14 protein-coding genes are annotated in these 15290 nt (G+C 69.3%); 8 read left to right on the top strand and 6 right to left on the bottom strand.

Translation table 11 applies throughout. The features are described from left to right. Positions 1-17: 17 nt before the first annotated feature. Positions 18-1208, bottom strand: a complete 1191-nt coding sequence (locus EV137_RS30440; protein WP_238175643.1) for an MFS transporter — start codon at positions 1206-1208, stop codon at positions 18-20. Positions 1209-1276: 68 nt separating this feature from the next. On the opposite strand from EV137_RS30440, the gene EV137_RS30435 reads away from it, so the two are divergent. The 3 genes from EV137_RS30435 (at position 1277) to EV137_RS30430 (ending at position 3489) form a co-directional block, all read left to right on the top strand. Continuing rightward, on the top strand, positions 1277-2428 hold the full coding sequence (locus EV137_RS30435) for an alpha-hydroxy-acid oxidizing protein (RefSeq protein WP_134131658.1): 1152 nt from the start codon (positions 1277-1279) through the stop codon (positions 2426-2428). Positions 2429-2692: 264 nt separating this feature from the next. Next, positions 2693-2845: a hypothetical protein gene (locus EV137_RS40810; RefSeq protein WP_166680052.1), complete on the top strand. Its 153-nt coding sequence runs from the start codon at positions 2693-2695 to the stop codon at positions 2843-2845. After that, complete coding sequence (locus tag EV137_RS30430; RefSeq protein WP_238175642.1) at positions 2812-3489, top strand: HAD family hydrolase; 678 nt, start codon at positions 2812-2814, stop codon at positions 3487-3489. Before EV137_RS40810 ends, EV137_RS30430 begins: the two co-directional genes overlap by 34 nt. Before the next feature lie 21 nt (positions 3490-3510). On the opposite strand, the gene EV137_RS30425 is transcribed toward EV137_RS30430, so the two are convergent. The 4 genes from EV137_RS30425 to EV137_RS30410 form a co-directional block, all read right to left on the bottom strand. Then, complete coding sequence (locus EV137_RS30425) at positions 3511-3888, bottom strand: DUF805 domain-containing protein (RefSeq protein WP_134008103.1); 378 nt, start codon at positions 3886-3888, stop codon at positions 3511-3513. A gap of 89 nt (positions 3889-3977) precedes the next feature. After that, entirely contained in the window at positions 3978-4949 is a 972-nt protein-coding gene (locus EV137_RS30420) for a GlxA family transcriptional regulator (protein ID WP_134131656.1), read from the bottom strand. Between the two features lie 20 nt (positions 4950-4969). Further along, positions 4970-6049 carry a 2-oxoacid:ferredoxin oxidoreductase subunit beta gene (locus EV137_RS30415; RefSeq protein ID WP_133789562.1) on the bottom strand — a complete coding sequence of 360 codons (1080 nt, stop codon included), beginning with the start codon at positions 6047-6049 and terminating at the stop codon, positions 4970-4972. Continuing rightward, complete coding sequence (locus tag EV137_RS30410; protein WP_238175641.1) at positions 6046-8022, bottom strand: 2-oxoacid:acceptor oxidoreductase subunit alpha; 1977 nt, start codon at positions 8020-8022, stop codon at positions 6046-6048. The genes EV137_RS30415 and EV137_RS30410 overlap by 4 nt, the downstream gene beginning before the upstream one ends. A 268-nt stretch (positions 8023-8290) precedes the next feature. Here EV137_RS30410 and EV137_RS30405 point away from each other — a divergent pair, with 268 nt between their 5' ends. From EV137_RS30405 to EV137_RS30385, 5 genes are all read left to right on the top strand, one after another. Then, positions 8291-9064, top strand: coding sequence for a hypothetical protein (locus tag EV137_RS30405; protein ID WP_134131655.1), 774 nt, complete (start codon positions 8291-8293; stop codon positions 9062-9064). Between the two features lie 10 nt (positions 9065-9074). Beyond that, complete coding sequence (locus EV137_RS30400; RefSeq protein ID WP_131286606.1) at positions 9075-9431, top strand: NADH-quinone oxidoreductase subunit A; 357 nt, start codon at positions 9075-9077, stop codon at positions 9429-9431. Positions 9432-9468: 37 nt separating this feature from the next. Continuing rightward, positions 9469-10485: a dipeptidase gene (locus EV137_RS30395; protein WP_134131654.1), complete on the top strand. Its 1017-nt coding sequence runs from the start codon at positions 9469-9471 to the stop codon at positions 10483-10485. A 4-nt stretch (positions 10486-10489) separates the two neighbouring features. After that, positions 10490-11839, top strand: a complete 1350-nt coding sequence (locus EV137_RS30390; RefSeq protein ID WP_134131653.1) for a serine hydrolase domain-containing protein — start codon at positions 10490-10492, stop codon at positions 11837-11839. Between the two features lie 182 nt (positions 11840-12021). Then, a complete protein-coding gene (locus EV137_RS30385) occupies positions 12022-12249 on the top strand; it encodes a hypothetical protein (protein WP_134008115.1) in 228 nt (75 codons plus the stop codon). A 4-nt stretch (positions 12250-12253) separates the two neighbouring features. Here the strand turns inward: EV137_RS30385 and EV137_RS41875 are convergent, their stop codons facing one another. After that, entirely contained in the window at positions 12254-15193 is a 2940-nt protein-coding gene (locus tag EV137_RS41875; protein ID WP_305000164.1) for a helix-turn-helix transcriptional regulator, read from the bottom strand. Between the last annotated feature and the right edge of the window lie 97 nt (positions 15194-15290).

Raw genomic sequence — 15290 nt, 5'->3', positions numbered from 1 at the left:
CGGCGGTGACGAACCACTCAGGCAAGTACCTGAGTGGCCCCGCGTCGTTCCATGAGACCGGAGATCGCGGCCAGGATCAGCCCGGCGACGGCAAGGGCGGCGCCGAGGCGGCTGGGCCATTCGTAGCCGTAGCCGGCGGCCAGTACGACGCCGCCGAGCCAGGCGCCGAGTGCGTTGGCGATGTTGAGCGTGGAGTGGTTCAGGGACGCGGCCAGCGACTGCCCTTCATGCGCGACGTCCATCAGGCGGGTCTGCAGTGCCGGCACCAGGATGCTCGCGGAGCAGCCCATCGCGAACACACCGACCAGCGCGCCAGGCCGGGTCTGCGCGAGCCAGCCGAACGTTCCCAGTACGACGGCGACCGCGACCAGTCCGCCGTACACGCTGCCCATCAGCCACCGGTCGGCGAGGCGTCCACCGAGGACGGTGCCGGCGGTCATGCCCACGCCGTACACGCCCAGGACGATTGTCACGGCGGACTCGGAGAAACCGGCCAGTTCCGTCATCGTCGGGGTGATGTACGAGTACGTCGCGAACATCCCGCCGAACCCGACCATCCCGACCAGCAGCGCCATCCACACCTGCGGCCGGGCCAGCGCGCTGAGCTCGCTGCGCACGTTGACGCCGCTCCCGACCGGCTGCGGCGGCACCCAGAACCAGACCGCGACCAGCGTCAGCAGACCCAGTACGCCGACCGCGAGGAACGGCACCTGCCACCCGAGTTGCTGGCCTAGCAGCGTCGTCACCGGGACGCCGATGATGTTCGCGATCGGGAGACCGACCATCGTCATCGACACCGCGCGGGCGCGCCGGCTCGGCGGCACCAGCGACGCGCCGACCACTGCGCCGATCCCGAAGAACGCACCGTGTGGCAGGCCGGACAGGAACCGCGCGGCCAGCAAGAACTCGTAGCTCGAGGCAACCGCCGACAGGACGTTGCCGACCACGAAGACCGCCGTCAGCCCGAGCAGCAGCCGTTTGCGCCCGGTCCGCGCGCCGAGCGCCGCGATCACCGGAGCGCCGACCACGACGCCCAGCGCGTACGCCGAGATCACGTGGCCGGCCGTGGGGATCGAGATGTGCACGCCGTCCGCGATCTGCGGCAGCAGCCCCATCGTGACGAACTCGGTGGTCCCGATCGCGAACCCACCCGTCGCCAATGCGAACAACGCGAGGTTCACATGCCGTGCGGTTGTGTCAGGAGTCACTGAACTTGTCACGCCTGATTGTCGCAGATCCCATGGTGGCGACCGGTGCGGTCGTGGGAGCATCCCGCATGGCCAACTTCGGGGACTTCCAGTTGCAGATCTACCTGCAGGGGATGCTGCAGGGGGTGACGCCGGAGATCACGACCGACCTGGCGCGGCTGGAGTCGCAGGCGGCCGGGAAGCTGCCGGCCGAGGCGATGGGGTACATCGTGCCGAGCGCGGGCAGCGGCGCGACCGCGCGGGCCAACCAGGCGGCGTTCGAGCGCTGGCGCCTGGTGCCGCGGATGCTGCGCGGCAGCACCGAACGTGATCTGTCCTGCACGGTCCTCGGTACGGCGATGCCGGCGCCGGTCCTGGTCGCGCCGATCGGCGTACAGACCCTCGCGCACCCGGACGGTGAGCTGGCGACCGCAGGCGCCGCGAACACCCTCGGCCTGACCTACACGCACTCGACCCAGGCCAGCCACGCGATCGAGCAGATCGAGGCGACCAGCAAGTGGTTCCAGCTGTACTACCCGACCGACCGCGACGTCTGCCTGAGCTTCTTGCAGCGCGCGAAGGCCGCGGGGTACGCCGTACTCGTCGTCACCCTGGACACCGGGACGATCGGCTGGCGGCCGGCCGACCTGGATCGCGGGTTCCTGCCGTTCCTGAAGGGGGAGGGGCTGGCGAACTACTTCAGCGACCCGGCGTTCCGGGCCAAGCTGGCCAAGCCGATCGAGGAGGACCCCGGTGCGGCGGTGATGCACTGGGCGCAGATGTTCCCGAACGTCGGCCTGTCCTGGGACGACCTGTCGTTCCTGCGCGACAACTGGGACGGCCCGATCGTCCTCAAGGGCATCACCCACGTCGAGGACGCCAAGCTTGCGGCCGAGCACGGCGTGGACGGCCTCGTCGTCTCGAACCACGGCGGCCGCCAGGTCGACGGCGCGATCGCCTCGCTGGACGCACTCCCGGCGATCGCGGACGCGGTCGGCGAACAGCTCACGATCCTCTTCGACTCCGGCGTCCGCACCGGCGCGGACGCGGCCAAAGCACTCGCCCTCGGCGCGAAGGCGATCCTCCTGGGCCGCCCGTTGCTCTACGGCCTGGCCCTGGCCGGCCAAGCCGGCGTAGAACACGTCCTCCGCTGCTTCCTCGCCGAACTGGACCTAACCCTCGCCCTCTCCGGCCACGCCAACCACCGAGAACTAAACCGCGACTCGGTAGTCCGTGCGTAACTCAACTTGGGGCTGCCGACCGCACTCCAAGGCTGCAGGTCGACAGTACGTATATGTCTACTACCCGCCACTGCGCAGCGGGTGGCAGACCGAATCGCCCGACAGTGGACGTATACGTACTGTCGACCTGCACAAATCCGCAGCCCGGACCACCCCTTGAGTTCACGTCCAACACAAGAGCCGTAATAGCCTGTCCACAGACTCTCCGCCTCCTGTTCACAGTCCGGCTCAGGCTCGCGGACTTGGGCGGACGGAGGAGGACGGGTGGCTGAGAAGGACCACGACGCCAACAGGTGCGACGAGATCGCCGACGTTTTGCGTCGGCGTACTGATGAGGGTTGGAACTCCGACCGCGAGTTGATCGACCAGAACCTGGCCGATCCATGGGAGCCAAGCAACAAGGGCGCTGGTCTGTGAAGGCGATCATCTTCGACCTCGACAACACGTTGTTCGATCACACGGGCTGTGCGGTGGCGGGGCTTCGGAGTTGGGTGGCGGGGCTTGGGATTGTGCCGACGGATGAGTTGATCGCTGAGTGGTTCGTGATCGAAGAGGATCAGTTCAATCGGTTCCTGGCGGGGGAGCTCACGCATCAGGGGCAGCGGCGCGGGCGGTTGCGGGCGTTCCTTCCGGTGCTCGGTCTGCCGGTGCCGGCGAGCGAGGCCGAGCTGGACGAGGTGTTCACGGGGTATCTCACGCAGTACACGAACAACTGGATCGCCTACCCGGACGCGCGGCCGGCGCTGGAAGTTGCTCGGGGCAACGGATGGCGGATCGGCGTGCTCACCAACGGCAGCACCCGGCAGCAGAACGCGAAGCTGCAGAAGATCGGGCTGGCGGATTTGATCGACGTCGTCTGCACCTCGGAATCGCTCGGTTTCAGCAAGCCCGATCCGCGGGCCTATCAGCGGGTCTGCGAAGCGCTGGGCGTCGAGCCGTCCGATGCGCTGATGATCGGCGACAACCTCGAGCTGGACGTGGTGGCCGCACGAGCGGCCGGCCTGACCGCGCTCCATCTCGACCGGCCCGCCGGTATGAGCCTGCTCGATCTGCTGCGCTGAGATTGCGCTCCTCGGCGTCACTCACGACAGACCGCCCTTCGGATCCGCACCGTATCGGTTCGAGGCGGCGGTGCCGGGCTGGACGGCGAAGACGAGGTAGACGATCGTCCCGACCACCGGTACGAAGTGGATCAACCACCACCAGCCGGTGCGGTTCGTGTCGTGCAGACGGCGTACCGACACTGCGATCGTCGGCAGCAAGGTGCCGAGCCACCAGAGCGTCTGCAGAATGCCGAAGGTGCCACGCCTGCCGTAGGTCAGTCCGAGGACGACGTCGAGCAGCCGCAGGAGGCCCGCACCGATGATCACCGTGACGAGGACGAAGTACCAGTACTCCTTGCGCCGGGCGCGGCCGTTGAACACGGCGTACTTCCTGAGTGCAGTGATGAACCACGTCATGGCCCGATCGTGCGGAACTCCGCCTGCGGTGGACCCGGTGCTCGGCAACCGCGTCCGGATCTCTGCGGCACCCTGCCGGAATCCTGGTGTCAGGCCGGCGTCCGGCGGTACTTCGACGCGCGGTACTTCGACGGCGGTACGCCGTACCGGTCGAGGAACGCCTGACGCAGTGACTCGGTGGAGCCGAACCCGCACTGCCGCGCGACGGCACCGAGAGGAAGGTCGGTGGACAAGGCCAATTGGGCCGCGGCCTCGGTCCGGACGTCTCTGACGTACTGCGCCGGCGTGCGCTCGACGTGGGTCAGGAAGAGCCGTCCGAGGTGACGTTCGCTGACGCCCGCGAACCGTGCGAGTGCGGGAGTGGTCAGATCGCTGTCCAGGTGGCTGACGACGTGGTCGCGAATCCGCCGTACCAGCAGATCACCGCTCACCCGGGTCGATACGAACATGCTCATCTGCGATTGCCCGCCCGGGCGCTGGAGATAGGCCACCGTACCCATCGCCACACCCCGGGCCAGCGTTTCGCCGTGATCCTCCTCGATGAACGAGAGGGTGAGATCCAGCGCGCTCGTCACACCGCCGGACGTCGCGATCTCGCCGTCCCGGATGTAGATCGGATCCGCGTCGACCTGGACGTCGGGGTAGCGCGCGGCGAGCGTGTCGGCGTACATCCAATGGGTCGTGACCCGTCGGCCGGTCAGCAAGCCGGCCTGCGCGAGCACGGTCGCGCCGGTGCAGGCCGACGACACCCGCCGGGCCAGCGCGGCCAGCCGTCGTACGTGGCCGACCAGCACGGGATCGGCCGCGGCACGTTCGTGGCCGAGGCCGCCGGAAACGACCAGCGTGTCCATGGGCTCGTTGAAGTGCTCGAGCGCCTCGTCGGCCTCGACCCGCAAGCCCGAGTCACACCGGACGGTGCGCCGGCCCGGGGTGGCCAGCACCACGCGGTACGGCGGCGCCGCGCCGATGCGGTTCGCGATGTCGAGACACGACGTCACACACGCGATGTCGAGCAGTTCGGCGCCGTCATATCCGACCAGCAGGACCAGACGTTCGACCATCCCGTCACGGTAGACAGGCGTCAGTTGACCGTCCAGGTGTCCGCGCCGGTGACCAGGGCCTGCAGGTCGCCGGTGCCCTGGGTTTCCTGGGCGGTGGTGATCTGCTGACGGACCAGGTCGTCGTACGCCGGGCGCTCGACGGACCGGAAGACGCCGATCGGGGCCTGGTGCAGGACACCGCCGTCGGTCAGCCGGGACAGGGCGAACGCGTACGCCGGGTCGTCGGTGTGGGCGTCGTGGACGACCAGGTCCGACTCGCCGCCGGGCAGGTCGGCGACCTCGCGCACGGCCAGCGACGCGAAGCCGTCGCGCACCACGCCGAGATGCCCGTCGGTGCCGAACCGGATCGGCTCGCCGTGCACCAGCGGGATGATCGCGTCGTCCCGGGTCTCCGGGTCCTTGAACGCCTCGAACGCGTTGTCGTTGAAGATCGGGCAGTTCTGGTAGATCTCCACGAACGCCGTACCGCGGTGCTCGGCCGCGGCCCGCAGGACCGAGGTGAGGTGCTTGCGGTCGGAGTCGACGGTGCGCGCCACGAACGTCGCCTCCGCGCCGAGCGCCAGCGAGACCGGGTTGAACGGGTTGTCCACCGATCCCATCGGCGTCGACTTCGTCACCTTGCCCGGCTCCGACGTCGGCGAGTACTGGCCCTTGGTGAGGCCGTAGATCCGGTTGTTGAACAGCAGGATCTTCATGTTCACGTTCCGCCGCAGTGTGTGGATCAGGTGGTTGCCGCCGATCGACAGCGCGTCGCCGTCACCGGTCACCACCCACACGCTCAGGTCCGGCCGGGCGGTCGCGAGCCCGGTCGCGATCGCCGGCGCGCGGCCGTGGATCGAGTGCATGCCGTACGTCGACAGGTAGTACGGGAAACGGGACGAGCAGCCGATCCCGGACACCATCGCCACGTTCTCGCGCTTGATCCCGAGCTCGGGCAGGAAGCCCTGGAAGGCCGCGAGTACGGCGTAGTCGCCGCAGCCGGGGCACCAGCGGACCTCCTGGTCCGACACGTACTCCTTGCGGTTCTGCGGCTCGGTCGCGGCCGGGACGCCTTGCAGTCCGTTCGGCAGGCTCGGCATACCGAGCTCTACGGCGCTCATCGTGCACCCTCCGTCTTGAGATGACCGTTCTGGTCGGCCAGTGCCTCGCCGTGCTTGACGGCGGCCGCGGCCGCCCCCAGGTGGCGGGCGTCGTCGTCGATGCCCTCGGTCTCCTCGACCAGGTTGCCGATCACTTCGGCCAGCTCCGCGGCGCCGAGCGGCATACCGCGGACCTGCGCGTACGAGACGACGTCGACCAGGTACTTGGCGCGCAGCAGCATCGCCAGTTGGCCGAGGTTCATCTCCGGCACGAGGACCTTGTCGTACGACTTCAGCACGTCGCCGAGGTTGGACGGGAACGGGTTCAGGTGCCGCAGATGGGCTTGTGCGATCTTGCCGCCGACCTTGCGGACCCGGCGGACAGCGGCGCCGATCGGGCCGTACGTCGAACCCCACCCGAGCACCAGGACCTTCGCCGCACCGTCCGGGTCGTCGACCTGCACCGGCGGGACGGCAATCCCGTCCACCTTCGCCTGACGGGTGCGGATCATCAGGTCGTGGTTGGCCGGGTCGTAGGAGATGTTCCCGGTCTTGTCCTCCTTCTCGAGACCGCCGATGCGGTGGTCCAGGCCCGCCGTACCGGGAATCGCCCAGGCTCGGGCGAGGGTCTCCGGGTCGCGCAGGTAGGGGAGGTACTTCGGAGCGCCCTTGTCGTCGGTCGCGTTCGGCTCGACGGTGAAGTCCGGGTCGATCGTCGGCAGTTCGTCGATGACCGGGATCCGCCACGGCTCGGAACCGTTCGCCAGGTAGCCGTCGGACAGCACGATCACCGGCGTGCGGTAGGTGATCGCGATCCGGGCCGCCTCGACCGCGATCGCGAAGCAGTCCGCGGGGGACTGGGCGGCGAGCACCGGTAGCGGCGCCTCGCCGTTGCGGCCGAACATCACCTGCAGCAGGTCGGCCTGCTCGGTCTTCGTCGGCATACCGGTCGACGGGCCGGCGCGCTGGATGTCACAGACGACCAGCGGCAGCTCGAGCATCACGCCGAGGCCGATCGTCTCGGACTTCAGGCTGATCCCGGGACCGGACGACGTGGTCACGCCGAGCGCGCCGCCGAACGACGCGCCCAGGGCGGCGCCGACACCGGCGATCTCGTCCTCGGCCTGGATCGTGGTGACGTTGAACCGCTTGAGCTTGGACAGCTCGTGCAGGACGTCGGAGGCCGGGGTGATCGGGTACGCACCGAGGACCAGCGGCAACCCGGCCCGCTGGGCGCCCGCCACCAGGCCGTACGCCAGCGCCAGGTTGCCGGAGATGTTCCGGTAGGTGCCGGTGGCCATGTGGGCCGGCTTCACCTCGTACCGGACCGAGAACTCCTCGGCGGTCTCACCGAAGTTGTAGCCCGCGCGGAAGGCCGCGATGTTCGCGTCCCGGATGTCCGGCTTGGACGCGAACTTGGTCTGCAGGAAGGTAATGGTCGACTCGACCGGCCGCTGGAACAGCCAGGACACCAGGCCGAGCGCGTACATGTTCTTCGCCCGGGACGCGTCCTTGCGGGACAGGCCGAACTCCTTGACCGACTCGACCGTCATGCCGGTCAGGTTCAGCGGTACGACGTGGTAGCCGTCGAGCTCGCCGGTCTCCAGTGGGTTTTCGTCGTACCCGATCCGCTTGAGGTTGCGCGCGGTGAAGTCCGCGGTGTCGACGATCAGGGTCGCGCCCCGCGGCACGTCCTTGAGGTTCGCCTTCAGCGCCGCCGGGTTCATGGCGATCAGCACGTCGGGCGCATCACCCGGCGTGAGGATGTCGTGGTCGGCGAAGTGGAGCTGGAACGACGACACTCCCGGCAGGGTTCCGGCTGGTGCCCGGATCTCCGCTGGGAAGTTGGGCAACGTCGACAGGTCGTTGCCGAACGATGCCGTTTCCGCTGTGAACCTGTCCCCCGTGAGTTGCATCCCGTCGCCGGAGTCGCCGGCGAAGCGGATCACCACGCGGTCGAGCTGCTTGACCTCGATGGTCACTGTTCTGTTCATCTCCAAGTGGAAGCTTGGGTCGGCTTGCCACCGTGTGAGCGACAGGTCGATCCCCCCGTCCAGGGCGATAACCCCAATATTAGTTCGCCCTTAGAACGGAATCATGCGGAAGCCCCGGTGGTCCACAGCCTGGGACGCGGTGTTAAAAGGTGATCGGGTCAGGTAGTGGCGAAACCGGCGCGTGTCACCGTGTGCAAGCGCTCGCTTGCGATCCGGAGTGAGAACCGGCAGGGTGGCGTCATCCAGCTGTGAATTCAGGGAGTGCCGCATGCGCCGTGTGCTGATCGGACTGCTGACGTTGCTGATGCTGGGGTCCGCTGCGCCGTCGTCGGTGGCGGCATCTGGGGCGGCGTCTGGGTCGGCTTCGGTGCGGACCGCGAAGATCTACAGCATCCGTACGACGGACGCGACCAAGGGCGTGATCACGGTCGTCGGAACGCTCTCGCCGGCCCCTGCCGCGGGCACCAGGATCCCGTTGCACCAATGGATCCCGTCGCTGAAGCGCTGGCAGGAAGTTGCGCACGGCTACTCGTCGGGCAGCAGCGTGACGATCACCACCGTGCAGCCCGGGTCGATCCGGACGTACCGGATCGCGGTCGGCCCGCAGGCGCCGTACGCCGCGGCGATCTCGCCGATGATCAGCTTCAAGCACTACGTGTGGCGGGGGATGTTCAAGAAGGGGCTGCTGGCCGCGGGCGGGGCGGGTCAGCCGCAGTTCACCGTCGTACCGCCGAAGGAGGGGCCGCGGCGATCCGAGGCGGACCTGCTGGCGAACCAGGGCGGGTACGTCTGGGGTGACGTCGACTCGACCGGCTGCCGGTACTCGCGGAACTGGCTCGGCAACCTCACCGACGGGCTGGCCCGGGTGTCGCTGCACAACGGGACGCAGGCGCTGACTTCGGTCCGGATGCAGCAGGAGACCGAGACCTGGCTGAACTACGACATCACCGGCGTCACCCGCTTACGCCTCCAGGTCGCCGACGTCCGCTCCGGCTACGGCCCGTACGTCTCGATCGACTCCCTGCTGCTCTGCACCAATTAGACTGCTGCCCGTGTCGGACAGCTATGGCGTCATCGCCGCGGTGGTCGCGCTCGGCCTCGTCGGGCTGCTCGGCGCGTTCGCGCTGAACAAGGCACTGACGGTCACGTATCCGACCGAGGGCAAGCTCAAGACCTACGAGTCGGGCGTCGACCCGGTCGGCGAGGGCTGGGCCCAGGTCCACATCCGGTACTACCTGTTCGCGTATCTCTACGTGATCTTCGCCGTGGACGCGATCTACCTGTTCCCGTGGGCGACGATCTTCGCGACCCTCGGCGTCGCGACCCTGATCGAGATGTTCGTCTTCCTGGCCTTCGTCGCCGTCGGCCTGCTGTACGCGTACCGCAAGGGCGTCCTGCGCTGGACCTGAGGGGCTGGACCTGACCACTGACTTCGAGGGGGAACGGATGGACCTGCACCGCGACGCGGTGGTGGCGGATGCACACAACGACCTGCTGATGGTGGTGGCGCGGCGGCCGAAGGAGGTCTGGTCCACGTACTTCCGGGAGCGGTGGATCCCGCAGTTGCGGGACGGCGGCATCGACGTGCAGGTCCTGCCGGTGTTCATCGATTCGGAGTTCCTGCCCGAAGGGGCGCTGCGCGAGACGCTCCGGATGATCGAGGCCGCGCACCGGGTCGCCGACGCGAACGCCGACGAGGTCGCGCTGTGTACGGCGCCCGGCGACATCGAGGCCGCGACCGCGGCGGGCAAGATCGCGCTGGTGCTGGCGCTCGAAGGCTGCCCGCAGATCGACACCGACCTCGAGCTCCTGCAGACCCTCCAGCGACTCGGCGTCCGGATGGTCTCGTTCACGCACTTCGGGCGCAGCGCCCTCGGTGACGGATCCGGTGAGGACGCGACCGGCAGCCGGCTGACGCACGCCGGCGTCGAGGCGGTACGGCTCCTCGAGGAGCTCGGCGTACTGATCGACGTCTCGCACGTCGGCCGTGCGGGCACCGAACACATCCTCGAACTCGCCACCAGGCCCGTCGTCGCCTCGCACTCCAGCGCGTTCGCCCTGCGTGAGCACCACCGCAACCTGACCGATGACCAGCTCCGTGCGATCGCCGCGACCGGCGGCGTGATCTGCGTGAACTTCTTCGCCGGCTTCCTGACCACCGCGGAGAAGCCGACCGTCGACCACCTGGCCGACCACGTCCTGCACATCCTCGACGTCGCCGGCGAGGACCACGTCGGGCTCGGCAGTGACTTCGTCGCGGAGGTCTTCAGCGAGAAGATCCCGGCCTGCGACCGGCCGGTGGTCATCCAGGGCCTGGACGCCGAGCTGTACGTCCCCGGCCTCGAAGGCCCGGCCGGGATGCCCCTGGTCACCGACGCACTGCTGGCCCGGGGACTGCCCGAAGCAACCATCCGGAAGGTCCTCGGGCAGAACCTGGTCCGGGTTCTCTCATCGAAGGAGTGACGACGTGCAGAGCTGGCTGGACGGCAACCTCGCGGACCTGATCACGAAGCACGGCGTACCGGCCGCCTCGGTCGCCGTCCTGGCCGACGGCGAGGTGAGTACGGCGGCCGCGGGCATCCTCAACCTCGACACGGGGGTCGAGGCGACGGTCGACTCGGTGTTCCAGATCGGGTCGATCACGAAGCTCTGGACGACCACGCTGATCCTGCAGCTGGTCGCCGACGGCAAGGTCGATCTCGACCGGCCGGTGCGGGACTACCTGCCCGAGTTCAAGCTCGCCGACGAGGAGGCCGCCGCGGTGATCACACCGCGGCAGCTGCTCACCCACACCAGCGGGTTCTCCGGCGACGCCTTCACCCCGACCTCGCGTGGTGACGACGCGGTCGAGTTGTTCGTCCGGGACGTGTTGCCCGGGCTGGCGCAGGAGGTGCCACCGGGCGCCGGGTTCTCGTACAACAACTCCGGATTCGTCGTTCTCGGGCGGATCGCCGAGGTCCTGTTCGGGAAGCCGTTCCACCAGCTGATCCGGGAGCGCATCGCCGTACCGCTGGGGCTGGAGCACGTCGCGACGATCGCGGACGAGGCTCTCCTGTACCGCGCGGCGCTCGGGCATGTGGCGCCGAAGCCGGGTGCTCCGTTGCAGACCGCGCCGGTGTGGAGTCTGGTGCATGCGATGGCCCCGGCCGGGTCGTTGCTGGCGATGAGCGCTCGGGACCTGCTCACGTTCGGTCGGTCCTATCTGGACGCGACGCTGTTCGACCGGGCCACGATCGAAGGGTTGTGGGAGCCGCAGGTCGACGTACCGGCGACCGGTGGGTTCGCGGAGCGCTGGGGAGTCGGCTGGATGATCTTCGACGTCGAGGGCGGGCCGCTGTACGGCCACGACGGCGGGACCGTCGGCCAGTCGGCGTTCTTCCGGCTGGTGCCGGAGAAGGGCGTCGCGGTCGTGCTCCTCACCAACGGCGGCAGCACCGGACCCTTGTACGACGAACTGGTCGGCCACATCCTCCGCGAGACCGCCGGGGTCGAGCTGCCGGCCCGGCCGGTGCCGCCGACAGAGCCGGTCGACATCGCGCCGGAGCTGGTCGCCGGTCGGTACACCGGCGTACTGGCGCAGGCCACGATCAGCGTCCAGGACGGGGAGTTCTGGGTGCTCGACGAGGCGGTCAGCGACGAGGCGCGGCTGCTGTACCCGGAGCCGCACCGGACCAGGTTCGTCGCCCTCGACGACACCCGGTTGATCGCGGCCGAGCCGGAGCACGGGACGCACGAGGTGCTCGCCTTCCGCGAGGCGGTCGACGGCCGCGCGACGTACCTGTTCCGCGGTGGCCGACTCACACCGCGTAGTCACTGAGAGTAGCTACACTTCGCCGCTCCGGGGTTGTTGCCCGATCACCGTATGTGTTTGCAATGGGCAACAAAACGTGAGCTTTTCAGCGCCGGAATGACGGAATGCTTACAACTGGTCGCCAAGCGCCGATATCAGGACTATGGTGATTACTCGGGGACACGGGGCGAATACGTGGCGGTGAGGCTATGGCGTGGCAACTGTGGGTATTGATTGCCCTCACTGCGGCCGGGATCGTGCTGCTGGCCGCAGCGCGGATGCGGCACGCCCGCAAGGTCTTCGACGACATCACCGAGCTCGACCGCCCCACGGCTACGCCGCCCGCCGAACCGATGCCTGCGCGTGACGACCTGGCCCGCGCCCGGGCCCGGCATCTCGACACCGAATCCGGCGACCGGCACCGCAAGCACGGCTAGCGGCCTAATCTCCGTCGAGCAGTCCGTCGCGTCGGGCTACCGCGGCTGCCTCCGTGCGGGAGCGGACGCCGAGCTTCGCGAGGATGTTCGACACATGCACGCTGACGGTCTTCTCGCTGATGTACAGCTCGCGCGCCAACTGCCGGTTGGTCCGTCCCTCCGCCAGCAAGCGCAGTACTTCGGTCTCCCGAGACGTCAGCGCACTGGCGCCACCGGTGTCGACTCCGCCCGCCTCCTCCAGGAGCGGCCGCGCGTTCAACTCCCGTCCGACCTCGGCCGCCAGCGCCGTCTGCTCGTTCGCCTCGGCGACCCGCCCCGCGGCGCGTAGCGCGGCCGACAACCGGACCCGCGACCACGCCTGCTCGAAGACGTACCCGTACCCGAAGGCGTCCGTGGTCCGCGTCCAGGAGGCGACATGTTCCTCCGGCGTCGGCGCGTCGATCCCGGTCAGCCAGCGCAGCCGGTCCCACTCCGACTCCACCCGCGCCAGCCAGGCGAGCCCTTCGACACCCATCAACCGGCCCGGCGGCAGCCCTTTCTCCGCGGTCGCCTGTCCGGTCGCGAGGAGCTCGGCGCCGCGGGCGACCAGGTCGGCGGCAGCGGACGGTTCGCCGGCTGCCCGGTGGCACAACACCTGCAGGCCGAGCGCGGAGAACCGGATCCGGGCGAGATGCCACTCCGTCTGGAACACGTCGGTGAGCAGCGTGTGGACGTCGACGATCAGCTTCTCGGCCTCAGCCGGCTTGTCGAGCCGCAGGTATGCCTCCACGGCCGGCTGCAGCCCGATGATCGGCAGCATCACGTCGAGGTCCCACCACTTCCGGGACAGCTCGTACTCCTCCGCGACCGCGGTGTCGCCCCGTCCGCTGCGGACCGAGAACTCCACCGCCCGCAACGCCGCCGCGGCCGCCGCCGGCGTCATCGCGTCCGTCCGGGCGGTCGCCGCCGCCTCGTCCCACTCGCCGAGCATGAACTGGGTCAGCGCCAGCATCCGGCGTGCGTCGAACCCGTACGCCGCCCATTGCCGCCCGAGTTCCGCGGCCCGTTTCATCGCGAACGACAGCGCGGCCTTCGCGTTCAGCAGGTCGCCCTGCTCGTAGTGCGTCGACCCGAGCAGGAAACGGCTGCGCACCTCGGCGGCCGAATCGCCGGTGAGCTGCGCCCGTACGGCGGCCTCCTCGAGCTGCTTCGCGGCGGTCTCCGGATCGCCGGCCCGGCGACGCAGCTGGGCCAGCGTGATCCCGGCGTCGCTGGCCGCGGACTCCTGACCGGCCTCGCGGGCGATCTCGAGCGCCTTGTGCGCCCAGCGCTCCGCCTCCATCGGCCGGCCGAGCGCGTCGGACACGCGGGCGTAGAGCGACGCGACCTGCGCCTTGAACACGCTGGCCGGCTCGTCCTGGACCAGCTTGAGCGCCTGCGAGATCGCTTCGCTCGCCTCCTTGTCCTGGTCGATGACCAGCGCGATGTCCGCCAGCGGCAGCAGGAGCTCCGCCCGCTGCAGCTTCGGCGCGTCGGGCGGCAGGTCGGCCAGCGCCTTCCGGAGCAGCTTGACGGCACGCAGGTGCTGGGAGGACAGGGTGGCCGCCATCGCCGTGTCGACGATCAGCCAGGTCTTGTCGACCTTGCTCGTCGGCGCTGCGTTCGGGAACAGCTCGAGGGCCATCTCGTAGTGCTTCAGCGCCTCCTGCGGCGCGGCGACCGAGAGCGCCTCCTGACCGGCCCGGACCCGAGCCTCGAACGCGGTGGCCAGGTCATGGGACCGGGTGGCGTGCCCGGCCAGCTCGGCCGCGGTGCCGGCAACGGTCTGGCTCTGCAGCTCCTGCACGTACGCCGCATGCTGGCGAACGCGCTCGCCCGGCAGCAGATCGTCGTACACGGCCTCGGCCAGGAGAGCGTGGCGGAAGTAGTACCGATCGCTGGTCGGTACGTCGATGATGTGGGCGTCGATCAGCTCGCGCAGGGCGTCGTCGAGCTCACGATCCGGCAGCTTGGCGACCGCAGTGAGCAGGTTGTGCGGAACGCGGCGGCCGGCGACCGCGATCACGCGAGCGACCTGGCGGGCCTCGTCGGACAGCGGGTCGAGGCGGACCAGCAGCAGGTCGGCGAGGTCGGGCGGCACGGCGTCGCCGTCACCCATCGAGGCCGCGGCGGCGAGCTCCTCGGTGAAGAACGCGTTGCCGCCGGCCCGCTCGAGGATGCGGCGCTCCTCGGCCGGGGACAGCGGGTCGGTGAGCAGCAGGTGCAGGAGGGTGCGGGCCTCGTCTGCGTCGTGGGGGAGCAGATTCACGCGACGTACCCGGGGGTTGCGGGACCACTCGGCGATCGGGCGGCGCAGCGGGTGCCGGCGGTGCAGGTCGTCGCTGCGGTACGACACCACGAGGGCCAGGCGCTGCGAGGTCAGCCGGGTGATCAGGAAACCGATCAGGTCCCGGGTCGAGTCGTCGGCCCAGTGGGCGTCCTCGATGATCACCAGTTGCGGCTCGCTGGTGGCCAGCGCGGTGAACGCGCCGAGGACGGCGTCGAACAGGGCAGCCCGGTCGAGCTGGCCCTCCTGCGGCACCGGCTGCGCGCTCAGCAGGCGGTGCGCCGGGAGCAGCCGGCCGATCGCCGGGAAGTTGGTCAGCACGCCCTCGACGAGGTCGGGGCGGTCGCCGGCCAGCCGGCCGAAGATCTCCGAGAACGGCTGGTACGGCAGGCCGGCGTCGCCGAAGTCGGTGCAGTGCCCGACCAGGACGCCGAACCCGCGCTCGTGCGCGCCGGTCGCCACCTCGTCCAGTAACCGGGTCTTGCCGACGCCGGCGTCACCGGACAGCAGCACGGCGCCGGCCCGACGCGTCCTGGCGTCGTCCACGGCGCTGAGCAGACTGGCCATCTCGGATGAGCGGCCGACGAGAGGTGTCGAGTTCCAGGGCACGTCGTCCATCTTCGCCCCTGGTGCCGACACAAATCGACGGTATCCCGTCCGCCGGCTGCTCCCGGCCTTTCTCCCAGGCGCAGAAACGCCGTCCCTGATCGTGAGTTCTCGATCGGGGACGGCGGTT

It is taken from the genome of Kribbella pratensis, from assembly GCF_004366075.1.
GTDB classification, from domain to species: Bacteria; Actinomycetota; Actinomycetes; order Propionibacteriales; family Kribbellaceae; genus Kribbella; species Kribbella pratensis.
The sequence above is the reverse complement of the archived record's forward strand: the minus strand, read 5'-3'. Positions and strand labels throughout refer to the sequence as shown.